Here is a 22,904-nt window from a genome sequence, read left to right on the forward strand (position 1 = left end):
TCTCCGCCACCAGCGAAGACGTCCCCGGGACGCACCTCACGACCCCCCAAACCGTGGTTCCATCCCCAGACACCCGAACCCGGCGGCACCCGCACGTCCCCGCGTCCCTTCGGTGAGCACCGACCACCACGAGGAGCACGGCACCAGTGCGCACCATCGCCACCGAGATCACCATCGACGCGACGCCCGAAGAGGTCTGGGCGACCCTGATCGACCTGCCCCGCTACTGCGTCTGGAACCCGTACATCCGCCAGGCCGTCGGCGAGGCCGTGCCCGGCACCCGGCTGGAGCTGACGGAGTACCCGGAATCGGGCAGGCCGACCACCTTCCGGCCGACCGTCCTGCTGGTCGCGCGCAACGTCGAGTTCCGCTGGGCCCGCCGCCTCCCGGTCCGGGGGCTCTTCGACCGCCGGCACTACTTCCGCCTCGCCGAGGGCCCGAACCGCACCACCCGCCTGGAACACGGCGAACGCTTCCGCGGCCTGCTCGTCCCCTTCCGCACCAAGACCCTGAACGCCACCGCCCGCAACCTCACCACGATGAACGAGGCCCTGCGCACCCGCGCCGAATCGGCCCGCAGCACCCCGTAAACGGCGACGGCTACGGCACCGTGGCCACGGCGAGCATGTGCGAGCTCGCGGCGAGCAGCTCCGGATGCGGCTCGGCCAGCCGGGCCGCGGCCAGCGCCGCTTCGAACAGCTTCGAGCCGGCCAGAGCGTCCCCGCTGTACTGTTCGGCCGCCTTCAGCGCGGACCAGGCCGGGCCCTCGACGCCGTACACGACCGGCGTCCGGAGTCCGGCCTCGCGCATCTCCCCGTGCAGGCTCTCGCCGGTGTGGAAGTAGGCGCTGGTGAAGCCCTTGCGGCCCGCTTCGTGAATGCCGCTCGCGAGGACGTCGGCGACGGCGTCCCGCACCGCGCCGATCGCCAGCCTGGTGGTGGCGACGTGCTCGAAGAGGGACGCGTACCGCCCGATGGCGGCGGCCGCGACGGTCCCGCCGGGACGGACGACGCGGGCGGCCTCGCGCAGCGCCCGGATCCGGTCGGCGCGGTCGATCAGGTGGTACAGCGGGCCCAGCACGAGCGCGACGTCGTACGAGTCGTCGGCCGCCGCCAGCGCGCGGGCGTCGCCGATCGCACTCCGGAATCCGGCGGCCGTGGCCTCCTCGACGTGGCGCGGCACGGGGTCGACGAGGTCGACGTCGTACCCGTCCCGGGTGAGCCACCGGGCGTGCGCTCCGGGGCCTGCCCCGATGTCGATGATCCGGGCGGGCGCGTCGGGAAGATGACGCCTCAGCAGCTCTTGGGTGCGCACCATTTCGAGCACCCCGTCCGCACTGGTGCTCAGCCGGTCGGATTCGTCGATCGTCTCGCTGTAGAAGGCGATGATCTCTGGGCCAACGGAGTAGGGAGGCATGTCCCGATTCTCGACGCTGGCCGCAAGGCGCGGTACCCCCTAGCCTGACCGGTCAACCGGTTGGCCCTTCGCATCGAGGAACGCACATGCCTCTTCTGAAGTACGAACACATCGCGGAAAGCCTGCGACGCCGGGTCGCTGACGGCGAGTTCGGTCCCGGGGACCTCCTCCCGTCCAGCCGTGACCTGTGCGAGCAGTGGGCGGTCTCGCGGGCGACGGCCATCAAGGCCATGGAGGTGTTGCGAGCCGATGGGCTCGTGGTGCCGCACCAGGGCCGCGGATTCGTCCTGACGCAGGCGCCGCTGGCCCGGCCGGCGGGAGGCCGGGGCACGGGAACCAGCCGGCTCCAGGGCGCCGCCCCGTGCCGTCGGCTCGGTACGCCGGAGATGCTGGTGCCGCCGTCCCACGTCGCCGATGCCCTCGGTCTGGCACCGGGCCTGCGGGCCCTGCACCGGGCCCGGCTGATCCTCACCGAGGACGGCGGACCGCACTCGCACGTGGTCGCCTGGTTCGCGCCGGAGATCGCGGACGCCTGCCCGCGCCTGCACCAGAACGGGCCGATCGCCGAAGGCACGACCCACTACGTGCGCCGCTCCACGGGACGGCTGCCGGTCAGCGGGACCGATACGACGTCGGTGCGCCTGGCGACGACCGCGGAGGCGGAACTCCTTCAGGTGAAACGCCCCTGCGCCGTCGCGGTGGTCCTGCACACCGCCCATGACGCAGCAGGAGGGGTCCTGGTCTGCGAGGAAGGCGTCACTCCGGAGGGCCTGTGGGAGCGCACGGACAACTATGCGATGGGCCAGGGGGGTTGACTGGACCGGTCCACCGGTCCAGTCTCTCGATGCACGGATAAACCCCCGCGACCGCGCCAACGGTCCGGGGGCATGGCCAGCGCTTCGAAGGAGCGTCAGCATGGAGAATTTTATCGGTTTACCGGTGGGGCACGTCGAAGTGGTACGGCGATGGCGGCGCGAGACGCGGTGCGTACCGCTGGCACGGGCCGAGCTCCGCAAGGCTCTGGCCGCCTGGGGACTCTCCGAGCTGGAGGGAGATGCGCTGCTGGTGGCGTCCGAGCTGCTCACCAACGCGGTACGGCATGCCACCACACCGCGGGACCGGGAGATCGAGACCCGTTACGTGCGGCGGAGCGACGGAGTACCACGACCGGATGCCGGGAGGGCGGCATCCGCGGATCCGCCGCCCCCTCACCGCCCTGAAACGGCGACGGCCCCGGCCCCCCCCGGTGAGGGGGGCGGGGCCGGCCGGGGAGGGGTGGGGTCAGGCGGCGTCGACGACGCCGGAGGCCGCGATCTCGACCTTGCCCTTGGGGGCGCCGGACTGGGAGCCCAGGGCCTCGATCTGGTCGACCAGGGCCTGGCCCTCGACGACCTCGCCGAAGACGACGTGCTTGCCGTCCAGCCACGGGGTGACGACGGTGGTGATGAAGAACTGCGAGCCGTTGGTGTTGCGGCCGGCGTTCGCCATCGACAGCAGGTACGGGCGGTCGTGCTTCAGGTTGAAGTTCTCGTCCGCGAACTTCTCGCCGTAGATGCTCTTGCCGCCGGTGCCGTTGTGGTTGGTGAAGTCACCGCCCTGCAGCATGAACTGCGGGATGACGCGGTGGAAGCCGGAGCCGGCGTAGCCGAAGCCGTTCTGGCCGGTGGCCAGCTCGCGGAAGTTGCGCGCGGTCTGCGGGACGACATCGTCGAACAGGTTGAAGACGATGCGGCCGGCCGGGGCGCCGTTGATGTTGATGTCGAAGAAGACGTTGCTCATGGGGTCCATCCTGTCACTCCTGGTGCCGTGCGCTACCTGGAGGGGGGCGGGTCGCCTTACGCGCACCGCGTAAGGCGACCCCGTCGGACCCGCCGGGAGCTCAGGAGGAGGTACGGGTGCCCGTGCCCTTCGCCGCGTCCAGGGCGTACACGCAGCGGTCCTTGCTGCACGCGTACACCACGCCCGCCTCCGCGACCGGGGCTCCGGTGATCTCGCCGCCCGTGGCCAGCTTCCAGCGGAGCTGGCCGCCCGCCGCGTCCAGGGTGTAGAGGCAGTGGTCGGCGGAGCCGAAGTGGACCCGGCCGTCCGCGACCGCCGGGGAGCCGGTGATCTCGCCGCCCGCCGCGAACCGCCACTTCGGGGTGCCGGTGACCGCGTCGAGGGTGTACAGGGCGCTGCCCGCGCCCAGGTGCACGTTGCCCGCAGCGACCAGCACCGGGTCCGCGGCCGGGCGCGGCTCGGTGGCGATGCGCCAGCGGTCCTTGCCGGTGGCGGCGTCGAGGGCGTAGACGGTGCCCAGGTAGTCGGCGAGGTAGACCCCGCCGCCCGTGACGGCCGGGCCGGGGGCGAAGGCCGGGGGCGCCAGGAAGACGGCCGGGGCCTCGAAGTGCCAGCGGACCCGGCCGGAGGCCCGGTCGACGGACAGGACGCGGGTGCCGGCGCTGACGTAGACGTTGCCGTCGGCGGCCGGGGTGACGCGGACGGGGACGTTGCCGCAGGAGGCCGCGTCGCCGACCGGGTAGGACCAGGCCTCCTGGCCGGAGCGGGCGTCGAGGGCGCGCAGCCGGGCGTCCTGCCAGACGTAGACGGTGCCGTCCCGCAGGACGGGGGCCGCCTCCGGCGTCTCGAAGTCGGACTGCGCGCCGGTCAGCTCCCACAGCTTCTGGCCGTTGGAGGCCTCCCAGCCCTGTACGCCGCCGCCGCGCGTGGCGGTGATGACGGTGCCCCGCTCGGCGCGCAGGGCGTACACCCAGGCGTCGGTGGACAGCCGCCACCGCTCGGAGCCGTCGGTGGCGTCCAGGGCGTAGAGGGAGGGGCCGTCGGAGGCGTGGATGCGGCCGTCGGCCACGGCCATGGACCAGGCGACGTCGCGCGTCTTGAACTGGCGGCGGCCGCTGCCGACGTCCAGGGCGTGCACCTCGAAGGAGGTGACGTAGAGCAGGTCGCCCGCGACGGTCGGGGTGCCCCACACCTCGTTGGACATGCGGAAGCGCCACGGGCGCCAGCGGCCGCTGTCCGGGGACGGCCCGGGGGCCGGCACCGAGGCCGAGGAGACGGGCGCCTGCGAGGCGGCGGCCGGGGTGCCCGCGGGCGGCCGGACCCAGCCGGTGGCGGAGTCGGCGCCGGTGTGCGCGGCCGGGGCGGAGGCCGCGGCACGCGGGCCGGGCCCGATCGGGACCGGGGAACCCCCGACCAGGACGGGCGCGCCGGGCGCCGAGGAGGCGGCGACCGGGGCCATCGGCGGACGGTCCGGGCGCGGCGGGAGCGCCTGCCCGGTGCGCGGGTCGACCCAGGGGTCGGCGGCGCCGCGCGGCCGGCGGTGGGTGGCGCCCTCGGACCCCTGCCCGGACTGCGGACCGGGCTGCGGGCCGGAGCGGAGCCCGGACTGCGGACCGGAGCGCGGCCCGGCCGGGGGCTGTGCCGGGACGGCGGGCGCGGTGGCGGCCGTACGGTGGCCCGCGCGGCGGGCCTCGATCATCGCGACGGCCCGCTCCGGGAGCCACGCGGAGGCGGTGCCGCTCTCGTCGCCGCCCTCGAAGAGGTGCGGGGCCAGCTGCGCCTGGAGGTCGGCGGGGGTGGGACGCAGGGTGGCGTCCATCTGCATGCAGGAGTCGATGAGCGGTCGCAGCTCGTCGGGGAGGCCCTCCAGGTTGGGACCCTCGCGCAGCAGCATGAACACCGTCTCGACGGGGTTGGCCCCGTGGTACGGCGGGTGCCCGGTCGCGGCGAAGACGAGGGTGGAGCCGAGCGAGAAGATGTCGCTGGCGCCCTTGACGCTGCGCGAGTCCTTCGCCTGCTCCGGCGACATGTAGGCGGGGGTGCCGACGGCCACGTTCGTCATGGTCAGGCGGGTGTTGGAGACCCCGCTCGCGATGCCGAAGTCGATCACGCGCGGGCCGTCCTCGACGACGAGCACGTTGGAGGGCTTCAGGTCGCGGTGGACCAGGCCGGCGCCGTGGATGGACTGGAGGGCCTCGGCGATGCCGGCCGCGAGCCACCGTACGGCCTGGGCGGGCATGGGCCCGCACTCGTTGACGATCTCCTCCAGGGAGGGCGCCGGGACGTACGCGGTGGCCAGCCACGGGACGGCGGCCCGCGGGTCGGCGTCCACGACGGCGGCCGTGTAGAAGCCGGAGACGGCGCGCGCCGCCTCCACCTCGCGGGTGAAGCGCACCCGGAACAGCTGGTCCTCGGCGAGCTCGGTGCGCACCGTCTTGATGGCCACCCTGCGGCCGGATGCCGACCGTGCGAGATAGACCAGCCCCATGCCGCCGGCGCCGAGCCGTCCCAGCACCTCGAAGGGGCCGATCCGTCTCGGGTCGTGCTGCGTCAGCTGCTCCACCACTCGCCTCCACACCTCCCCGTACGGGTCACCTGCCGGACCCGCTCCACCTCACCGCGGGCGGGGCCCGCGGTCGCGCATGCTCGATTCTGTCAGGCCCGCGCCCGGTCCGGCCCCGGCTCCCGCCCCCGCCTTCACGCGCCGGTCTTCACGCGGGGCTCCGAGAGCAGTCCGAACACGGCTCCCTGATTGTCGGCGACGACCGCGATCCGCCCGTACGGCGTGTCGAACGGGTCGGCCGTGACGCGTCCGCCGAGCCGCTGGACGGTGGCGACGCTCTGGTCGCAGTCGGGGACGGCGAAGTAGGCGAGGAAGTGCGCCGGCATGATCTCCGGGAACGCGTCGGTGATCAGGGTGCGGCCGAGGACGGCCGTGTCGGAGCCGGGGGCGGCGCCGGGCGGGGACCAGACGCGGTAGGCGATGCCGGTCTCGGGGTCGTCCTGGTCCTCGGGGACGTAGCCGAAGACCTTGGCGTAGAAGGCGTCGACGGCCTCGCGGGCCCGGGTGTAGACCTCGGACCAGCAGTACGTGTACGGCTCCTGCTGGGCGTCGAAGCCGTGGTGGGTGCCGGGCTGCCAGAGGCCGAAGACGGCGCCGCCGGGGTCGGCGGCCATCGCGGCCGTGCCGTAGGGGCCCACGGGCTGGGGGTCCATGACCATCTGGCCGCCGGCGGCGCGGATGCGCTGGGCGCAGGCGTAGGCGTCGGTGGTGTACAGGTACACGCCCCACACGGTGGGCATGCGGCCGTCGGGCTTGGGGGCGAGGGCGGCGATGTTGCGGCCGCGGCTGTAGGCCTGGGTGTAGTGGCCGTACGCGGGTCCCGCGCTGTCGCCGAAGGTCCACCCGAAGAGCTCACCGTAGAACCGCTTGCCCGCCTCGACGTCCGGGAGCGAGGCGTCGACCCAGCAGGGCGAGCCTTCCGCGAATGCGGCCATGGGGCGGATTCCCTTCCGTTGCCGGGATCGTACTGTTTTCGTGCGTATCAGACATGATCCGCACGAAAACTTGTCCACAGCCTGTTGATAAGACTATTCGGGGGATACGCCACGATACGGGTGGAGCCGTACGGGCCGCACGCCCGGGTCCGGCCGCCCGCACCGGCGGACCACCTCGGCCGGAATTCGCCGCCCGGCGCTCCACCCGGGCACATCCCACCAGGTCGGCGGGTGCGTAACCCCATTTGCAGGCGGCCGAATAGCGCGCCGATCCCCCCTCGGTAAGCTGACGGCATGACAGGACAAGTACGCACCGTCGACGGGCGTGTCGCCGGCCGGCGCGGCCAGGCGACGCGGCAGAAGCTGCTCGACTGCCTCAGTGAGATGCTCAGCTCCTCGCCGTACCGCGACGTCAAAGTGATCGACGTCGCCCGCAAGGCCGGTACCTCCCCCGCGACCTTCTACCAGTACTTCCCGGACGTCGAAGGCGCCGTCCTGGAGATCGCCGAGGAAATGGCCACGGAGGGCGCGCAGTTGACCGCGCTCGTCGAGGGCCGCAACTGGGTCGGCAAGGCCGGCTGGGCGACCGCCGAGGAACTCGTCGAGGGATTCCTGGAGTTCTGGCGTCGCAACGACGCCATCCTGCGGGTGGTCGACCTGGGCGCGGCCGAGGGCGACAAGCGGTTCTACAAGATCCGCATGAAGATCCTGAACTCCGTCACCAACTCCCTCACGGAGTCGATGAAGGAGCTCCAGGCCAAGGGCAAGGTCGACAAGGACCTCAGCCCGGCGGCCATGGCGGGGTCACTGGTCGCAATGCTGGCCGCGGTCGCCTCGCACCAGAAGGGCTTCCAGACCTGGGGCGTCAAGCAGGCCGAACTCAGGCCCAACCTGGCGCTGCTCGTGCACCTGGGCATCACCGGGAAGAAGCCCACCAAGTGACGGCGGACCCTCACCGAGGGTCCGCCGGCCTTGCCCGCCCGTCCTCCCCGTCCTCCCCGTCCTCCCCGTCCTCCCCGTCCTCCCCGTCCTCCCCGTCCTCCCCGTCCTCCCGGTTCTCCCCGTCCTCCCGGTTCTCCCGGTAATCCCCGTCCGCGATCAGCGCCGTCAGCGCCGCTCCAGACGGAACAGCCTGATCTCGCGCTCGATGCGCGCCTGGTACGTCGCGTACGGCGGCCAGAACCTCAGCACCGCCTGCCACGCCGCCGCGCGCTCGGCCCCCTCCAGCAGCCGCGCCCGCACGGCGATGTCCCGCCCCTGCCAGTTCACGTCCGCGTCCGGATGCCTGAGCAGGTTCCCGGTCCAGGCCGGGTGGCCGGGGCGGCCGAAGTTGGAGCCGATCAGCAGCCAGCTCACGCCTCCGTCCTCCGGCATGCACGCGAGCGGCGTGGTCCGTGGTTCACCCGTCTTCGCACCCTTCGCGGTGAGGATCACCCCGGGCAGCATCCGGGCGCTGAGCAGGACCTTTCCACGGGTCAGGCGGTGCACCGCCTTGTCCATGGCCGGGATGAAGTGGGGTGCGATCCTGGCGAACAGGAGGGTCGAGGAGACCTTCTGGATCAACTTGACGCCGGGAGCCATCAGACGGCCACCTTTTCGTTGCCGGTCATGCCGGAGGTCGGGGTGAAGAGCCCGGACCGCTGCGCGGCGTGGGCGCGGAGCCGGTGGACGGGGCCGAAGAGCAGGTCGTCGGCTGCCGCCCGCTTGAAGTACAGGTGGGCGTCGTGCTCCCAGGTGAAGCCGATGCCGCCGTGCAACTGGACGGCCTCGCCCGCCGTGGCCCGCAGGGCCTCCAGGGCCTGGGCCAGGGCGAGCGCGCCCTGGTCCGGGTCCCATGCGGCGTAGTAGGCGGCGGAACGCGCCGCCTGGATCTGTACGTAGAGGTCGGCGAGGCGGTGCTTGACCGCCTGGAAGGAGCCGATGGGCCGGCCGAACTGCTCGCGCCGGCACACGTGCTCGACCGTACGGGCCAGCGCCCGGTCCGCCGCGCCGACCGCCTCGGCGGCCAGGACGGCGGCGGCGGTGCGTCCGGTGGCGGCGAGGGCGGGCAGCGGGTCGGCGTCTTCGTCGTCGCCGAGCAGTTCCGCCGGTACGTCGCGCAGTTGGACCCGGCCCTGGGGGCGGGTCTCGTCGAGGGTGGACTGCCGGGTGCGTACGAGGCCGGGCGCGTCCGCCCGCACCAGGAACAGCAGGGTCCGGCTGCGGGCGAAGCCTCCGGTGTGCGCGGCGACGAGCAGCAGGTCGGCGCTGTGACCGTCGAGCACCTGGGCGACCTCGCCGTAGAGCCGCCAGGCGGGGGCGGGGCCCGCGGGGCCGGCCGGTCCGGGGGCTCCCGGTGGGGCCGTCGTTGCGGCGCGCGCCTGGACCCCGCCGGCGCGGCCCCCGCCCGCCCAGTCGCCCGGGGCGTTCTCGCCGGTCAGCGCCAGGGCGGTGGCCAGGGCGGGGCCCGCGACCGCGAGCGCCGCCGTCCGCTCCCCCGCCGCGAGCGGGGGCAGCAGCGCGGCGCGCTGGGCCGGGGTGCCGAGGGCCGCGATCAGCGGGACGGCGAGCCCGGCGGTGGCGAGCAGGGGTGAGGGCAGCAGGGCGCGGCCGGTCTCCTCGCAGGCCAGGGCCAGGTCGGCGGGGGTGCAGCCGACGCCGCCGTACTCCTCGGCGACGGCGATGCCCGGCAGGCCGAGCTCCCGGGCGAGCCGCTGCCACAGCTCCCCGTCGTATCCGGTGTCGGTCCGGGCGGCGGCCTTGACCTCGTCGGGGCCGCAGCGTTTGCCCAGGATCTCGCGCAGGGTACGGCGTATCTCGTCCTGCTCCGCGGTGAAGGCGGCGTCCATGGTCGGGCTCCTCCCGGGGGCGCCTCCCGGCGGTGACCGGGGGGCGTATCTGACGGGGCGTCATGTTAGGGCGCCGGGATCGAGAAGCACAGGGGTCGGCCGGCCCGGACGCGGATCGGGCCGGACGGCACACGGTCTAGCATCTGACGTACCGTCAGATGTACCGTCCCCCCATGCCTGGACCCACATCCGGACCCGCCTCCGGCCCCCTGTCCCGCGCACCCGAACCCCGCCCCCGCCGCCGGGTCGCGGTGGCCGGCGTCGCGCTCTCGGAATGCGGCCGGGTCGACGGCCCGACCCCCTACGCCCTGCACGCGCAGGCCGCCCGGCGGGCACTGGCCGACTCCGGCCTGGACCGCTCCGTCATCGACGGCTTCGCCTCGGCCGGCCTGGGCACCCTGGCGCCCGTCGAGGTGGCCGAGTACCTGGGCCTGCGCCCCACCTGGGTGGACTCCACCTCGGTCGGCGGCTCGACCTGGGAGGTCATGGCCGCCCACGCGGCGGACGCCATCGCGGCGGGGCACGCCAACGCCGTGCTGCTGGTCTACGGATCCACCGCCCGCGCCGACATCAAGGCCCGCCGCCGCACCTCGAACCTCTCCTTCGGCGCCCGGGGGCCGCTCCAGTTCGAGGTCCCGTACGGCCACACGCTGATCTCCAAGTACGCGATGGCCGCGCGCCGCCACATGCACGAGTACGGGACGACCCTGGAGCAGCTCGCCTCGGTGGCCGTCCAGGCCCGCGCGAACGCGGCCACCAACCCGGACGCGATGTTCCGCACTCCGCTGACCGTGGACGAGGTCCTCTCCTCGGAGATGATCGCCGACCCCTTCACCAAGCTGCACTGCTGCATCCGCTCGGACGGCGGCTGCGCGGTGCTCCTGGTGGCGGAGGACCTGGTGCCCGACACGGCGAAGACCCCGGTGTGGGTGCTGGGCACGGGCACCTCCGTCTCGCACACCACGATGTCGGAGTGGGCGGACTTCACCGTCTCCCCGGCGGCCGTCGCGGGCCGGCTGGCCTTCGAACGGGCCGGCCTGACCCCGGCGGACGTGGACCTGGCGGAGATCTACGACGCCTTCACGTACATGACCCTGGTGACCCTGGAGGACCTCGGCTTCTGCGCGAAGGGCGAGGGCGGGGCCTACGTGGAGAAGGGCCGCCTGCTGCGGGAGGGCGAGCTCCCCGTCAACACGGACGGGGGCGGACTGTCGGCCTGCCACCCGGGGATGCGCGGACTGTTCCTGCTGGTCGAAGCCGTACGCCAACTCCGCGGCGAAGCGGGCCCGGGCCGCCAGGTCACCAAGCCGGGCGGCCGACTGCCGGAGGTGGCCCTGGCGTCGGGCACGGGAGGCTGGTTCTGCTCCTCGGGCGCGGTGATCCTGGGGCGGGGGTAGGGGGCGGGGGTAGGGGGCGGGGTCTGCCGGGGGGCCTGAGGGCTGGGTGGTCGGGGTCGGGGGTGGGCGGTGCGCCCTTGGTCCGGGTCTGGGGAGGGCTGGGGGCGTCCCGCCAGTCCACTGTCCTTCCGTGTCGGGACGGTCCCTCAAGGGCGCTCCTTCGTCGCGTCGCTTCGCGATGGCCTTCGGCCACCCTTGACCGACCGTCCCGCCACGGAATGCCAAAGACTGTCGGGAAGCCCCCAGGGAAACGGCCGGGAGGAAACCGAGGGCCTGGGGGCCAGCCAGAGATGTACGAGCCCTCCCCGCCTGGGCAGACCCGAGGCACGGGCCCCCTCGTTCTGATTCCGGGCCGGGTGTTGCCTGACCACCCCAAACGGCGACCAGACCGCCCGGCCATGCCTTCGGGACGGCACACGCGTCAGATCGCTACGCGCTTCTCTTGGCATAGCGTCTGCGACCCGTCTGGGGCTGGACATAGGCCGCCCAAGACGGTCGGTTGGCGGGCTTGTCGGGCGGCTGACGGCCGGCAGGCCATCACCCCCGCCCCCGAAGGGGCCTATCGATGTCCCCGGGTGTCCTGTCGGACTCTGAGGACGACAAAGTCGTCCTCAGAGTCCGACAGGCAGCACCAGCGCCCCTCCGGAGCCCATCCATCGCCACCAAAAGGGACAAACGACCCGCGCTCGCGTGAGAGATCGAGGCCCCCGGGCCGTGGGCGGCTTATGTCCAGCCCCAGACGGCCGGCGGACGCCATGCCGTGCGAAGCGCGTAGCGATCGGGTGCGTGTGGGGGCCGCCGGGCGGTCTGGTCACCCTTTCGTGCGGCCTGGACGCCCCGGGCCTTGGGCCGATGGCCCTGCGGGCCCGAGTGCGGGACTGGGCGGAGATGGCTCGCGCATCTCTGGGATGCCCGCCCCTCGAAGATCTCCCCGTGGACCGTTCTTTTGGGGGTTTCCCGGCAGTCTTTGGCATTCCGTGGCGGGACGGGCTGTCAAGGGTGGCCGAAGGCCATCGCGAAGCGACGCGACCGAAGGGAGCGCCCTTGACAGCCCGGCCCGACGCGGAAGGACGATGAGACTGACGGGAAACCCCCAAACCCTCCCCGACACGGACCAGCCAAAGTCCCGCCGCCCCCCGACCCCGATCCCGTTCAGCCCCGGTGCCCGCCCCCACCCCTGCAACCACCCGCTCGAAATCCGCGTCCCCATCGTTGAACGTGTTCGAAACGATCTAGGGGGAGCCATGCAAGAACCTCACCTCTCCACATCCCCCGGGCCGACGCCCGCCCCTGGCTCCGTTCCCTGCACGGCGACCGGCGCCACTCGTACTCGCGAGCTGGGTCCGACGGCATCTCCGAGTCGGCGGAGGGGCTCGCCCTCTCGATCGTTCCGCCTTCGTACGGCCGGATCGACGACGTCGACGTAAGCGTCCACTGGGAGGGGACGGACGGGGCCGTCGTCACGTTCGAGACGCACAACGGGTAGGACGTGCAGGAGTGCGCCCCGGCGCGCGCCCGGCGCGCCGTCCGGTACCCGGGTCGGCGGTGTCTCGTTCTGGCCCCTTCGGTCGCCCCTCGTGCATCATTGACGGCGGCTGCTTCTTCATCTGCGACCGAAGTCGTTCTGCTCCAACACACCTTCTGGCTGCGGAGGTTCGCGATGGCGGTACGGACTCGCGTCCATCTCGTCCTGGTGCACGGCCTGTTCTCCTCGGCGAAGGTGTGGAAGGCCTTTCAGGCACTCATCGCCTCCGATCCGGACCTCTGCGACTGGGTCAGCGTCCACCCCTTCCAGTACGACTCCCCCTTCGTGCGTCTGCGTCCTGACCGCCGGGTCGCCGAGACGGACGACGTCGCCGACCAGCTCGGGACCTTCCTGGAGACCGAGCTCGCCGACGCCGAGCGGATCGTGCTGGTCACCCACAGCCAGGGCGGCCTCGTCGTCCAGCGCTTCCTGGCCCGCAAGCTCTGGACCGGCGAGGGCCGCGACCTGGCCCGCATCAAGCACTTCACGATGTTCTCCTGCCCCAACACCGGCTCAGGCTTCTTCCTCACGGTCCGCAAGGCCCTCAAGCTGTGGCGCAATCCGCAGGAGAAGCAGCTGCGGCCCTTCGACCGGGCGGTGACCGAGGCGCAGCGCACCGTCCTGAGCGCGGTGGTCCACGGCCGCGAGTACGGCGACCAGGAGTGCCCGATCCCGGTCCGCGCCTACGGGGGTTCCGCCGACGACGTCGTGCCGCCGGTCGTGGCCCGCGGGGTCTTCCCCAAGGGCGGGGTGGTGACCGCGGACCACTTCTCGATCATCCAGCCCGAGGACCGCTCCGCCGCCTCCTACATGGCCGTGCGCGGCGCCCTGCTGGAGGTGGCCCGGGCGGCTGCCGAGGAGGAGAAGGAGCAGGGGGGCGGGCCGGGGGTCACGGGCATCGTGCTGCCGTCCGCCCGTTCCCCCCGCGGTGCGGGCGGGGATTCCGGGCGGCCGCGGCTTCCGGCGCCCGCCGCCGGGGAGGCGGACCTGGCGCCCTTCCCGCCGCCTCCGTACGGGCAGTTGGAGGAGGGGCAGTTCAAGGGGCAGGACCGGCTGAGCCTGGTCGCCGAGCTGCTGTCGGGGCAGGCCCGGCAGCAGGTGCACGTCCTGGCGGGCCTGGGCGGCTCCGGGAAGAGCCGGCTGGCCCTGGAGGTCGCCGACCGGGCGCAGCGGGCCGGGCACCGGGTGTGGTGGGTGTCGATGCCCGAGCTGAGCCTGCGCATGCGGATGATGGCCCACGACCTCGGCGCCCCTTCGATCACCGTGGAGCGGGCCTGGCTGCTGGGCAGCGCCATGGACCTGGTGTGGAAGCTGCTCAACGACTGCCCCGACCCCTGGCTGCTGATCTTCGACAACGCCGATGACCCCGCCCGGCTGGGCCCCCGTGACGGCCTGGTCTCCGATGGGACCGGCTGGCTGCGCAAGCCGCAGAACACCAACGGCACGGTGCTGGTCACCAGCCGGGTGGGCAACCGGCAGAAGTGGGGCGACTGGGTCGGCGTCCACAAGGTCCTGCCGCTGCACGAGGACGACGGCGCCTCCCTGCTGCTGGAGCGGACCGGGGGGCTGGGCGGCACGAACGAGGACGCCCGCAGGCTGTCGCGGGAGCTGGGCGGACTCCCGCTCGCCCTGCGGCACGCCGCCGACGCGATCAAGGCCGTCAACCACGTTTCCCTGGACAGCGAGATCCGGGACTTCGAGACCTTCCGCCGGGCCTTCGCGGCGCGGGTGGAGACCACCGAGGACCGCACCGGGCCCGACCTCAGCGAGCTGCTGGGCCGGGAGATCGTGGACAAGGTCTGCGGGATAGCGCTGGACCTGCTGGTCGAGCGCCGGCTGAACCAGTCGGCGACGCTGCTGAAGGTCCTGGCCTGCCTGAGCATCTCCCCGATCCCCTACCGCTGCCTGCTCGCCGGTCCCGTGCTCGGCCAGTCGCCGCTGTTCCCGGGAGCCACCCCGGCGCAGACCGACGCCGCGCTGGCCGGGCTGGAGGACTTCGGGCTGGTCGACGCCTACGAGCGCGAGGGCGTGGCGGAGCGCGACCTGGCCCACGTACTGACCCTGCACCCCGTGGTGCACGGGGTGCTGCGCGAGAACGTGGAGGTACGGAACCGGTCCGCGGACTACTACGGGCTGGCCGTGCGGATGGTGCTGTCGGCCACCCTCCACCGCAATCCCGACCACCCCGCCAACTGGCCGCTGTGGTCCGCGCTCGCCCCGCACGCGCTGGAGGTCTCCCGGGCCATCCTGCTCGGCGAGCAGCGGCCGGACGACCGCACCGTGCGCACCGCGGCCCTGGAGCTGGCCCGGCTGACGGCGCGCTACCTGATCGCGATGGGCCTGCTGGTGCCCGCGTACGACCTGGTCCAGTCCCTGATCACGGGCTGCGGCTCCTACGGCTTCGACGTCGACGACCGGGAGATCCTGGGGCTGCGCCACGAGAAGGGCCGCATCCACCTGGACCGCGAGCAGCTGACGGAGGCCGAGGAGGAACTGCGGCTGGTGGTGGAGGCGCGCACCGGGATCCTGGGCGAGAACGACGCCGACACCCTGGCCAGCCGGCACAAGCTCGCCCGTGCGATCAACGAGCAGAAGGGGGACAAGGACCAGAAGGAGCGGGTCGAGCTGATGCTGCGCTCGATCGTCGAGGCGGAGACCCTGGTGCGCGGCCCGGAGAACTACGACACCCTCGTGGTGCGGCACACGCTGGCGCGGGCGATGCTGGCCCGCGACCGGTACGAGGACGCGGAGGCGGAGGCCCGGCAGATCCTCGACATCAGCCGCCGCAACCACTGGCCGCCGTCCACGCCCGAGATCCTGCGGGTGGGCGAGACGCTGACGCACGCCCTGCTGGGGCAGGCCCGCGAGGACGAGGCGGAGCAGGTCATCCGGGAGGCGCTGCGGGACGCGTCGCAGCCGGCGGACTCCAATCTGGTGATGCGGTTCCGGTTCACCTACGTCCTGGTGCTCCTCGGGATCCGTGGGCGCACGCCGGAAGCCGTGAAGCGGCTTCGCGCGCTGGTGCACGACCTCGACCGGGTGGTGGCTTCGGAGCATCCGCTGTCCGTGCAGGCCAAGGCGCTGCTGGAGAAGCTGGAGCGGGAGATGCCGGGCTGAAACCTCCCTCTTTCGTGGGCAGTCGTGCCGAATTCCACCGGCCGTTGCGGGCTTGCGCGTAGCCTGGCCGTGCCTCACTCTGTGTGACGCGTCCCACACCGAAATGCTCGGAGGTCCGCCGATGAACGCTCTCCCCACCGATACGAACGACGACCAGTCCCTGCAGTGGGGTGCCCCGGGGAGCGACCTGGAGGAGATGCAGGCGGAGGTCGGCAGACGCATCGCGTTGGAGGCGCTGGAGGCGGGGCGGCAGGCGCTCGAACTCGACGCCAAGACCGCGTTCCGCGCCACCAGCGGGGCGCATCCGGGCTAGTCGTACATCCGTAGGGTCGTCCAGTCGTATCCACCGCACATCCGTACCGCCGCTGCTTCCTGTTCCGTTCTCTTCATCTGTTCTCGATGACCGGGGGGCGATCGAATGACGTCAGCGCAATCCACGGACCACCTGTTACCGACTCCACCGCACGACCCCTTCTTCCGGGCCGTCACCGCCCCGGTGTTCTCGTACGAGCTGCTGGCCGGCCTCGCCGCCGGCCGGTACGCGGCGGTCCGGGTGCCCGGCTTCCTGTCGCGGGAGCGCTGCGAGGAGGTGCTCGCCGCCCTGAAGGAGCGGGAGTTTGACTCCTACGGGACGAACCGCATCCACCCGCCGGTGATGCGGTTCGGGGTGGGCGTCAGCGACCACATGGCGGACGGCGGGGTCGCCGACGGCTACTGGAAGGCCCTGGAGGGGCACCGCGAGGCCTGGCAGGGGCTGGGCCTGTCCTTCGACCCCTTCCGCACCTGCCGCGAGGGGATCGCCACGCACTGGCCGCCGGGCGTGGCGGTGGGCCGGCGGGGCGGCCGGGAGATGGGCGACGGGGTGGCCCGGGAGCCGAACCAGGGCTTCCAGGTCCATTTCGACGACGCCTTGCGCGAGTACGCGCAGGACCTGCTCGACACCCCGCTGATCGGCCAGTTCGCCTTCAACCTCTACCTCAGCGTGCCGCCCTCGGGCGGTGAGACGGTGCTGTGGCGGCACCGCTGGCAGCCGGAGGACGAGGCGTACCGGCTGCCGAACGCCTCCTACGGGTACGACGAGGCGGTGGTGCGCGGCGCCGAGTCCATCGAGCTGACGCCGGAGGTCGGCGAGGGCCTGCTGATCGACCCGCGCTTCTTCCACGCGGTACGGCCCAGCCACGGGGACCGCAGGATCGCACTGGGGTTCGCGGTGGGGGTCTCCGCGTCCGGCCGACTGCTCACCTGGGCCTGAAGCGGTCCGCCGGACCGGCGCACCGACCGCCCGGCGCACCGACCCTGCGGAGGACCGGCCGTCCGGCCGCACGGCCGTCAACGTGAACGCCTGCACCGGATTTTGACGGTCCGTGGCCGGACGGCTACGTTCGGGGGATGGACCTCTTGCGCTACGTGGCCTTCAGCACCGACCCCCGGGGCGGCAACCCGGCGGGGGTGGTGCTGGACGCCACCGGCCTCGACGAGGCGACGATGGCCGCCACCGCGGCGGAAGTCGGGTACTCGGAGACGGCGTTCGTCGTTCCGCGCCAGGACGGCGCGTTCGACATCCGCTACTTCAGCCCGAAGGCCGAGGTGCCCTTCTGCGGGCACGCCACCATCGCCACCGCCGTCGCCCACGCCCGTCGGCACGGCGCCGGTGACCTGCTGCTGCACACCCAGGCGGGACCGGTCCCGGTGACCACCTCGGTCGGCCCGGACGGCGCCGTCACGGCCACGCTGGTGAGTGTGGAGCCGCGTACGGAGGCCCTCGCGGAGGCCGACCTGACCGAGCTGCTGGCGGCGCTGCGCTGGTCCCCCGCCGATCTCGACCCGGCCCTGCCGCCGCGGGCCGCGTACGCGGGTGCCTGGCATCCGGTGATCGCGGCCGCGAGCCGGGAGCGGCTCGCGGACCTGGACTACGACCGGGCGGCGCTCGCCGAGCTGATGACGCGCCGGGGCTGGACGACGATCACCCTCGTGCGGCGCGAGTCGGAGTCCGTCTTCCACGCCCGCAACCCGTTCCCGCCCGGCGGCGTGGTCGAGGACCCGGCGACGGGCGCGGCGGCCGCCGCCTTCGGCGGCTACCTGCGCGCCCTCGGTCTGATCGCCACGCCGGCCCGCCTGACCGTCCACCAGGGTGTGGACATGGGGCGCCCGAGCCTGATCACGGTGGGCGTGCCGGTGGATCCCGCGGCGGGCATCGAGGTCACCGGCACGGCGGTCCCCATCTCCTGACGGGACGCCGGACCGGCGGGGCGCCCGTGCGGGCGCCCCGGCCGCACGCGCCCCTACGCGGGGTCCCCGTCTCCGGGCGCGATCTCCACGACGATCTCGATCTCCACGGGCGAGTCCAGCGGCAGGACGTCCACCCCGACCGCGCTGCGCGCGTGCCGGCCGGCGTCGCCGAACACCTCCACGAACAGTTCGCTCGCCCCGTCCACCACCCCGGCCTGCCGGATGAACCCGGGCGCCGAGGACACGTACCCGACCACCTTCACCACCCGCGTCACCGATTCCAGCGGTACCACCGAGTCCACGGCCGCCAGGGCCGCCAGCGCGCACTGCTGGCTGAGTTCCCTGGCCCGCTCGGGCGACACCTCGGCGCCGACCCGGCCGGTCCGCGTCAACTCGCCGTCCGTCAGCGGGATCTGCCCCGCGACGAAGACGTACCTCCCGCTGCGCACGGCCGGCACGTACGCGCCTTTGGGCGGACTCACCTCCGGCAGCCGCAGCCCGAGTCCGGCAAGCCTCTTGCGTACGTCGTCGCTCATGGCACCCCCTGGTGGCCTCGTCCAGCCGGCCCATGCTCCCACCGCCGCGGCCGCACCGGGGCGGTCTCGGCCCTTGCGCTGACGCCGGGGGGCCCGGTCTGCTACGTACCCCCGCGGACCACGCCCCGCCCCGCCCCGCCCGCCCGGCCCCGCCCCGCTACCAGGTCAGCGGGTCCAGCGGGCGGCCGTCGGGGGTGACGCGGAGGTCGTGGTGGGTGTGGTCGAGGTCGATCAGCCTGATGTGGGAAGGGTCCGTCCAGGTGGCCTCCAGGACGCCCCGGGGGTAATCGGCGGCGTACTCGGCGACGGGGTACCGACGGGTGTTCGGGAAGCGGCCCGCGTCCACGTAGATCCGCCAGACCGGGTCGGTCAGGCCGATGCCCCGTTCCACGACCAGGCGGCGGGCGGATCCGTCGGGGGCGGGGACGTCCCACTCGCGGTCCGGGAAGGGGTCGGCGACCACCGCGTACGCGGGGACGGCGAGCACGCCCAGGACGGCCGTCCCGGCCAGGGCGAGGCCGGCGCCCTTGCGGACGCCGGGCCGGCGGGAGGCGAGCAGGGCCGCTCCGGCGAGGAGGACGGCGGCCAGGCAGGCGAGCAGGACGGGGTGGTTCAGTTCGGCCAGCAGGGCCAGGCCCCCGGGCCGGTCGCAGAAGGGGACGGCGGCCGCCGCGGCGCCCGCCGTCACGGCGAGGGCCAGCAGCCCCCGCGCCGCAACTCTGTGCATGTCCATGGCCGAGCACCCTAATGCCAGGACCCGGCCGGCCCACCGGGTCACGGCCTTAGCCTGGCCGCATGACCAGCGACTTCCACACCACCCTGCACTCCCTGCGGGTATGGGACACCGAGCTCCCGGCCTTCGACCCGGAGGCCGCTCCCGACGGGCCGCTGGCCCTGTTCCGGGAGTGGTTCGTCCAGGCCGCCCGGTCGGGGCAGACCGAGCCGCACACCATGAGCCTGGCGACGGTGGACGCCGAGGGGCGGCCCGACGTCCGGATCCTGATGCTGCACGACGCCGACGAGCGCGGCTGGCACTTCGCCTCGCACGCCACCAGTGCCAAGGGGCGCCAGCTGGCGCGGCACCCGCAGGCGGCGCTCTGCTTCTACTGGCCCGCGGTGGGCCGGCAGGTCCGGATCCGCGGCCGGGTCGGGGCGTGCGGGCCCGAGGAGAGCAGGGCGGACCTGGCGGTGCGCTCGCGCGGGGCGCTGGCGGCCGCGCTGACCGGGCGGCAGAGCGAGGTGCTGGACTCGGCCCAGGAGCTGGCGCGGGCCTCGGCGGCGGCGTGGGAGCTGGCCGGAGCCGAACCGGACGCGCCCGCCCCGACCTGGACCCGGTACGTACTCGATCCCGCCGAGGTGGAGTTCTTCCAGGGGGACGCCGCCCGGCGCCACGTCCGCCTGCGCTACCGGCGCGCGGCCGGAGGGACGTGGGAGCGCGAGCTCCTCTGGCCGTAGACGCCCTCCCGCGGTACGGGGTCAGGCCGCGCGGAAGACGGCCACGCGGACGCCTTCCGCCGCCTCCCGGAAGGTGACCTCCAGGGGCATGCCGATGCGGAGGGCGTCGTGCGGGCAGTCGACGACCTCCGTCATCATCCGGGGCCCTTCCGCGAGGTCGACGACGGCGGCCACGTACGGGACGCGCCCGCCGAAGGGCGGGAGGTCGTTGCGGTGGACCACCGACCAGGTGTAGAGGCTCGCCCGGCCGCTCGCCTCCTCCCACGCGACCCGGTCCTCGCCGGCCCAGCAGAAGGGGCAGAACTCGCGCGGGTAGTGGTGGGCGCGCCCGCAGTCGGCGCAGCGGCGCAGCAGGAGCCGGTCGGCCGCGGCGGCGTCCCAGTAGGGGCGGGTGAACTCGTCCGGCTCCGGGAGGTCGTGGCGCGGGGTGCTCACAGGAGGATTCCGATCGTCGCGTCGAGGGACCAGGCCTGCCAGGCCATGGCGAAGAGGGCGACGAGCGAGATGAGCGCCATCATCGCGTTCTGGCCCTGCTCGGCCCAGTCGTGGATCATCAGCACCAGGTAGAGCAGGTTCAGCAGCAGTCCGCCGATCAAGGCCACCGGGGTCAGGAAGCCGAGCACCAGGCCCAGACCCAGGGCGAGTTCGGCGTAGACGACGATGTAGGCCATCAGTTTCGGGCGGGGCCGGACGACCTTGGCGAAGCCGCTCCTCACGAAGGGCCAGCGGTGCTTCCCGGCGACGTCGGCGGCCCAGGCGATGCCGGTGCCGCGCTCGAACCAGCCCTTCTTGTCCTTGTGGCGCCAGCTCTCCAGCCACCACAGGCCGAGCCCGATGCGCAGCACGGCGAGCCATTCGGCGCCGCTGAGCCAGATGGTCTGCATCCCTCACCCACCCCCACTCGACCCACTGATCTGACGGTACGTCAGTTCAGCGGATCGGCGGCGATCCCGCAAGGGGGCTGCGGGGCGCGGGCGGCGGACCGTGCGCGGCGGCCGGGCTCAGGGGTGGGCGAACAGCCGCCCGTACCCGGCGATACCGCCCGCCCGCGCGCCCGCCGCGCGCAGCGCGGCCCACAGCAGGACCTGGTTCGCGCTCAGGACCGGCCGGCCCAGGGTGGCCTCCAGGGCCCCGATCGCCCCGACGGCGCGGAAGCCGTTCCCGCCGATCACCACCGCCTCGGCGGCGTCGGGCACGCGCGACGCCACCCAGTCGTGCAGGGCCTCGGGGCCGATCAGCGTCTGGCCGCTGGGGAGCCCGCACGGGGCGGCGTACGCGACCTCGAACCCGCAGTCCTCGTAGTAGCCGCGCCCCAGGTCGGTGAGGGTGTCGTCGAACCACGGCGGGTCCACGAGGGCGATCCGCCCGGCCCCCAGCGCCCGCAGGGCCTCGACCGCGGCGGCGCAGGTGGCGACCACCGGCAGGCCGTGGGCCCGCTCCCCCAGCCGGGCCAGCATGTGTCCCTCGCCGCGCGGCCCGATGACGTAGGCGGAGGAGGTGAAGGCGAAGGCGATCGCCGCCACCGGCGCCGCGGCGAGCAGAGCGGCGGCCTCGTCCACGCCCGGGGGCTCGGCGAAGGCGCGCACGGGGGCCAGCGGAAGGACCGGGTCCATCGCACCCCCGCGCCCCATCGCCGCGAACGGCACCCGGGCGGTGTGCAGGCCCACGTCGGCCGGGGCCATGGCGCGCAGCTCCGACTCGGGGCCGACGTCGGCGTGCGGGGTGAGGATTCCGAGGCGGACGCGTACGTCCCACCCGTCGGGCTGCCACATCGCGCGTTCCTCTCGGGGACGGGCCGGGGCCCTCCACTGTGGCAGTGCGGCGGCCCGGCGGCCGCGCAGCAACGCCGGGAGGGACGTCCGGGCGGCCGTGATCGATCCGCAATCGATTCCCTCCTCGTCCGAGACCCATCAACGCTGTGTGTCGATACGATCACTGCTCATGTCCGAGCCCGACCTGACCCTCACCGAGCCCCGCCCCGTGTACGTGATCGGCGCGGGCCCCGGCGGCCTCGCCGTCGCCGCCGCGCTGCGCGCCCGGGGGGTGCGCGCGGTGGTCGTCGAGAAGTCCGGCTCCGTCGGCGCCTCCTGGCGGGGGCACTACGAGCGGCTGCGCCTGCACACCACCCGGCGCCTGTCGGCCCTGCCCGGACTGGCGATACCGAGGCGGTTCGGGCGCTGGGTCGCGCGGGCGGACGTGGTCCGCTACCTGGAGAAGTACGCGGAGTTCCACGCCCTGGAGCTGGTCACGGGCGTCGAGGTGACCCGGATCGAACGGGCCGCCGACGGGGAGGGCTGGACCCTGCACGCCTCGGGCGGGCGGATGCTGGCCGCCGGGGCCGTGGTCGTGGCCACCGGCTTCAACCACACGCCGGCGCTGCCCGACTGGCCGGGCCGCGAGGAGTACACCGGGCGGCTGCTGCACGCCGCCGCCTACCGGGAGCCGGGGCCGTACGCCGGGCAGGACGTGCTCGTCGTCGGGGCCGGGAACACCGGCGCCGAGATAGCCGTGGACCTCGTGGAGGGCGGGGCCGCGCGGGTGCGGCTCGCGGTGCGCACCGCCCCGCACATCGTGCGCCGCTCGACGGCCGGGTGGCCGGCGCAGCGCACGGGGATCCTCGTACGGAGGCTGCCGGTGCGGTTCGTGGACCGGCTGGGGGCGCTCGTGGCGCGGACCTCGGTCCCGGACCTGTCGGCGTACGGGCTGCCGCGGCCCTCGACCGGCCTGTACAGCAGGGTGCGGCAGGGGGCGATCCCGGTACAGGACGCGGGTCTGATCGACGCCGTGCGCCGGGGCGAGGTGGAGCCGGTGGCGGCCGTCACCTCCTTCGACGGGGCCGGGGTGGTGCTGGCGGACGGTACGCGGATCACCCCGGACGCGGTGATCGCGGCGACGGGTTACGGGCGGGCCCTGGAGGGCCTGGTGGGCCACCTCGGCGTACTGGACGGGCGCGGACGCCCCCTCGCCCACGGGCCCCGCACCCCGGCCGGGGCCCCCGGCCTGTACTTCACCGGGTTCACCAACCCCATCAGCGGCATGCTCCGCGAGCTCGCCCGGGACGCGGAGCGGATCGCGAAGGCCCTGTCGCGGCGGCGGTCCTGCGTCTAGGCCGAAACGGGCCTGG

Annotated in this window: 21 protein-coding genes; 10 read left to right on the plus strand and 11 right to left on the minus strand. The window is 73.6% G+C overall.

Features of this window, described 5'->3' with window-relative positions:
* Positions 1-146: 146 nt before the first annotated feature.
* A complete protein-coding gene (locus ACZ5D2_RS36430) occupies positions 147-590 on the plus strand; it encodes an SRPBCC family protein (protein ID WP_468935491.1) in 444 nt (147 codons plus the stop codon).
* 10 nt (positions 591-600) lie between these two features.
* Here ACZ5D2_RS36430 and ACZ5D2_RS36435 read toward each other — a convergent pair whose 3' ends face one another.
* Positions 601-1,416: a class I SAM-dependent methyltransferase gene (locus ACZ5D2_RS36435; protein WP_468935494.1), complete on the minus strand. Its 816-nt coding sequence runs from the start codon at positions 1,414-1,416 to the stop codon at positions 601-603.
* 86 nt (positions 1,417-1,502) lie between these two features.
* Here ACZ5D2_RS36435 and ACZ5D2_RS36440 point away from each other — a divergent pair, with 86 nt between their 5' ends.
* The gene (locus ACZ5D2_RS36440; protein WP_468935524.1) at positions 1,503-2,231 is read left to right on the plus strand and encodes a GntR family transcriptional regulator; all 729 of its coding nucleotides are present in this window, start codon (positions 1,503-1,505) and stop codon (positions 2,229-2,231) included.
* Positions 2,232-2,697: 466 nt separating this feature from the next.
* Here the strand turns inward: ACZ5D2_RS36440 and ACZ5D2_RS36445 are convergent, their stop codons facing one another.
* From ACZ5D2_RS36445 to ACZ5D2_RS36455, 3 genes are all read right to left on the minus strand, one after another.
* On the minus strand, positions 2,698-3,204 hold the full coding sequence (locus ACZ5D2_RS36445) for a peptidylprolyl isomerase (RefSeq protein WP_468935527.1): 507 nt from the start codon (positions 3,202-3,204) through the stop codon (positions 2,698-2,700).
* Between the two features lie 91 nt (positions 3,205-3,295).
* The gene (gene afsK / locus ACZ5D2_RS36450; protein ID WP_468935530.1) at positions 3,296-5,758 is read right to left on the minus strand and encodes a protein serine/threonine kinase AfsK; all 2,463 of its coding nucleotides are present in this window, start codon (positions 5,756-5,758) and stop codon (positions 3,296-3,298) included.
* Between the two features lie 134 nt (positions 5,759-5,892).
* The gene (locus tag ACZ5D2_RS36455; protein ID WP_371677267.1) at positions 5,893-6,693 is read right to left on the minus strand and encodes a VOC family protein; all 801 of its coding nucleotides are present in this window, start codon (positions 6,691-6,693) and stop codon (positions 5,893-5,895) included.
* 294 nt (positions 6,694-6,987) lie between these two features.
* Here ACZ5D2_RS36455 and ACZ5D2_RS36460 point away from each other — a divergent pair, with 294 nt between their 5' ends.
* The gene (locus tag ACZ5D2_RS36460; RefSeq protein ID WP_371677268.1) at positions 6,988-7,635 is read left to right on the plus strand and encodes a TetR family transcriptional regulator; all 648 of its coding nucleotides are present in this window, start codon (positions 6,988-6,990) and stop codon (positions 7,633-7,635) included.
* A 165-nt stretch (positions 7,636-7,800) separates the two neighbouring features.
* Here the strand turns inward: ACZ5D2_RS36460 and ACZ5D2_RS36465 are convergent, their stop codons facing one another.
* Positions 7,801-8,274, minus strand: coding sequence for a nitroreductase family deazaflavin-dependent oxidoreductase (locus ACZ5D2_RS36465; protein ID WP_266840939.1), 474 nt, complete (start codon positions 8,272-8,274; stop codon positions 7,801-7,803).
* Positions 8,274-9,521 carry an acyl-CoA dehydrogenase family protein gene (locus ACZ5D2_RS36470; RefSeq protein ID WP_371677269.1) on the minus strand — a complete coding sequence of 416 codons (1,248 nt, stop codon included), beginning with the start codon at positions 9,519-9,521 and terminating at the stop codon, positions 8,274-8,276. The genes ACZ5D2_RS36465 and ACZ5D2_RS36470 overlap by 1 nt, the downstream gene beginning before the upstream one ends.
* Before the next feature lie 173 nt (positions 9,522-9,694).
* Between ACZ5D2_RS36470 and ACZ5D2_RS36475 the strand changes: the two genes are divergently transcribed.
* The 5 genes from ACZ5D2_RS36475 (at position 9,695) to ACZ5D2_RS36495 (ending at position 17,789) form a co-directional block, all read left to right on the plus strand.
* Positions 9,695-10,918: a thiolase C-terminal domain-containing protein gene (locus tag ACZ5D2_RS36475; RefSeq protein ID WP_371677270.1), complete on the plus strand. Its 1,224-nt coding sequence runs from the start codon at positions 9,695-9,697 to the stop codon at positions 10,916-10,918.
* 1,660 nt (positions 10,919-12,578) lie between these two features.
* On the plus strand, positions 12,579-15,560 hold the full coding sequence (locus tag ACZ5D2_RS36480; protein ID WP_468935537.1) for an alpha/beta hydrolase: 2,982 nt from the start codon (positions 12,579-12,581) through the stop codon (positions 15,558-15,560).
* Between the two features lie 121 nt (positions 15,561-15,681).
* On the plus strand, positions 15,682-15,873 hold the full coding sequence (locus ACZ5D2_RS36485) for a hypothetical protein (protein ID WP_285526278.1): 192 nt from the start codon (positions 15,682-15,684) through the stop codon (positions 15,871-15,873).
* Between the two features lie 105 nt (positions 15,874-15,978).
* On the plus strand, positions 15,979-16,812 hold the full coding sequence (locus ACZ5D2_RS36490; protein ID WP_371677272.1) for a 2OG-Fe(II)-dependent halogenase WelO5 family protein: 834 nt from the start codon (positions 15,979-15,981) through the stop codon (positions 16,810-16,812).
* Between the two features lie 137 nt (positions 16,813-16,949).
* Positions 16,950-17,789, plus strand: a complete 840-nt coding sequence (locus ACZ5D2_RS36495; protein WP_371677273.1) for a PhzF family phenazine biosynthesis protein — start codon at positions 16,950-16,952, stop codon at positions 17,787-17,789.
* 53 nt (positions 17,790-17,842) lie between these two features.
* On the opposite strand, the gene ACZ5D2_RS36500 is transcribed toward ACZ5D2_RS36495, so the two are convergent.
* Both ACZ5D2_RS36500 and ACZ5D2_RS36505 read right to left on the minus strand, forming a co-directional pair.
* Complete coding sequence (locus ACZ5D2_RS36500; RefSeq protein WP_371677274.1) at positions 17,843-18,325, minus strand: RidA family protein; 483 nt, start codon at positions 18,323-18,325, stop codon at positions 17,843-17,845.
* Between the two features lie 157 nt (positions 18,326-18,482).
* Positions 18,483-19,058 (minus strand): hypothetical protein, encoded by a 576-nt coding sequence (locus ACZ5D2_RS36505; protein WP_371677275.1) that lies wholly within the window; start codon positions 19,056-19,058, stop codon positions 18,483-18,485.
* A 62-nt stretch (positions 19,059-19,120) separates the two neighbouring features.
* On the opposite strand from ACZ5D2_RS36505, the gene ACZ5D2_RS36510 reads away from it, so the two are divergent.
* The gene (locus ACZ5D2_RS36510) at positions 19,121-19,780 is read left to right on the plus strand and encodes a pyridoxine/pyridoxamine 5'-phosphate oxidase (protein WP_371677276.1); all 660 of its coding nucleotides are present in this window, start codon (positions 19,121-19,123) and stop codon (positions 19,778-19,780) included.
* Positions 19,781-19,801: 21 nt separating this feature from the next.
* Here the strand turns inward: ACZ5D2_RS36510 and ACZ5D2_RS36515 are convergent, their stop codons facing one another.
* The 3 genes from ACZ5D2_RS36515 to ACZ5D2_RS36525 form a co-directional block, all read right to left on the minus strand.
* The gene (locus ACZ5D2_RS36515) at positions 19,802-20,215 is read right to left on the minus strand and encodes a Zn-ribbon domain-containing OB-fold protein (protein WP_266840925.1); all 414 of its coding nucleotides are present in this window, start codon (positions 20,213-20,215) and stop codon (positions 19,802-19,804) included.
* Positions 20,212-20,664, minus strand: coding sequence for a DoxX family membrane protein (locus ACZ5D2_RS36520; protein WP_371677277.1), 453 nt, complete (start codon positions 20,662-20,664; stop codon positions 20,212-20,214). The genes ACZ5D2_RS36515 and ACZ5D2_RS36520 overlap by 4 nt, the downstream gene beginning before the upstream one ends.
* Positions 20,665-20,781: 117 nt before the next feature.
* Positions 20,782-21,552 (minus strand): maleate cis-trans isomerase family protein, encoded by a 771-nt coding sequence (locus tag ACZ5D2_RS36525; protein ID WP_371677278.1) that lies wholly within the window; start codon positions 21,550-21,552, stop codon positions 20,782-20,784.
* A gap of 169 nt (positions 21,553-21,721) precedes the next feature.
* On the opposite strand from ACZ5D2_RS36525, the gene ACZ5D2_RS36530 reads away from it, so the two are divergent.
* Positions 21,722-22,888, plus strand: coding sequence for a flavin-containing monooxygenase (locus ACZ5D2_RS36530; protein ID WP_371677279.1), 1,167 nt, complete (start codon positions 21,722-21,724; stop codon positions 22,886-22,888).
* The last annotated feature ends 16 nt before the right edge of the window (positions 22,889-22,904 follow it).

Source organism: Streptomyces sp. NPDC031479, assembly GCF_055581065.1.

Coding starts and splice junctions, on each gene's coding strand:
- ACZ5D2_RS36500 (WP_371677274.1), bottom strand. CDS start 18,325: ATGAGCGACGACGTACGCAAGAGGCTTGCCGGACTCGGGCTGCGGCTG.
- ACZ5D2_RS36480 (WP_468935537.1), top strand. CDS start 12,579: ATGGCGGTACGGACTCGCGTCCATCTCGTCCTGGTGCACGGCCTGTTC.
- ACZ5D2_RS36470 (WP_371677269.1), bottom strand. CDS start 9,521: ATGGACGCCGCCTTCACCGCGGAGCAGGACGAGATACGCCGTACCCTG.
- ACZ5D2_RS36485 (WP_285526278.1), top strand. CDS start 15,682: ATGAACGCTCTCCCCACCGATACGAACGACGACCAGTCCCTGCAGTGG.
- ACZ5D2_RS36505 (WP_371677275.1), bottom strand. CDS start 19,058: ATGGACATGCACAGAGTTGCGGCGCGGGGGCTGCTGGCCCTCGCCGTG.
- ACZ5D2_RS36440 (WP_468935524.1), top strand. CDS start 1,503: ATGCCTCTTCTGAAGTACGAACACATCGCGGAAAGCCTGCGACGCCGG.
- ACZ5D2_RS36465 (WP_266840939.1), bottom strand. CDS start 8,274: ATGGCTCCCGGCGTCAAGTTGATCCAGAAGGTCTCCTCGACCCTCCTG.
- ACZ5D2_RS36460 (WP_371677268.1), top strand. CDS start 6,988: ATGACAGGACAAGTACGCACCGTCGACGGGCGTGTCGCCGGCCGGCGC.
- ACZ5D2_RS36455 (WP_371677267.1), bottom strand. CDS start 6,693: ATGGCCGCATTCGCGGAAGGCTCGCCCTGCTGGGTCGACGCCTCGCTC.
- ACZ5D2_RS36530 (WP_371677279.1), top strand. CDS start 21,722: ATGTCCGAGCCCGACCTGACCCTCACCGAGCCCCGCCCCGTGTACGTG.
- ACZ5D2_RS36520 (WP_371677277.1), bottom strand. CDS start 20,664: ATGCAGACCATCTGGCTCAGCGGCGCCGAATGGCTCGCCGTGCTGCGC.
- ACZ5D2_RS36510 (WP_371677276.1), top strand. CDS start 19,121: ATGACCAGCGACTTCCACACCACCCTGCACTCCCTGCGGGTATGGGAC.
- ACZ5D2_RS36495 (WP_371677273.1), top strand. CDS start 16,950: ATGGACCTCTTGCGCTACGTGGCCTTCAGCACCGACCCCCGGGGCGGC.
- ACZ5D2_RS36435 (WP_468935494.1), bottom strand. CDS start 1,416: ATGCCTCCCTACTCCGTTGGCCCAGAGATCATCGCCTTCTACAGCGAG.
- ACZ5D2_RS36490 (WP_371677272.1), top strand. CDS start 15,979: ATGACGTCAGCGCAATCCACGGACCACCTGTTACCGACTCCACCGCAC.
- ACZ5D2_RS36445 (WP_468935527.1), bottom strand. CDS start 3,204: ATGGACCCCATGAGCAACGTCTTCTTCGACATCAACATCAACGGCGCC.
- ACZ5D2_RS36475 (WP_371677270.1), top strand. CDS start 9,695: ATGCCTGGACCCACATCCGGACCCGCCTCCGGCCCCCTGTCCCGCGCA.
- ACZ5D2_RS36525 (WP_371677278.1), bottom strand. CDS start 21,552: ATGTGGCAGCCCGACGGGTGGGACGTACGCGTCCGCCTCGGAATCCTC.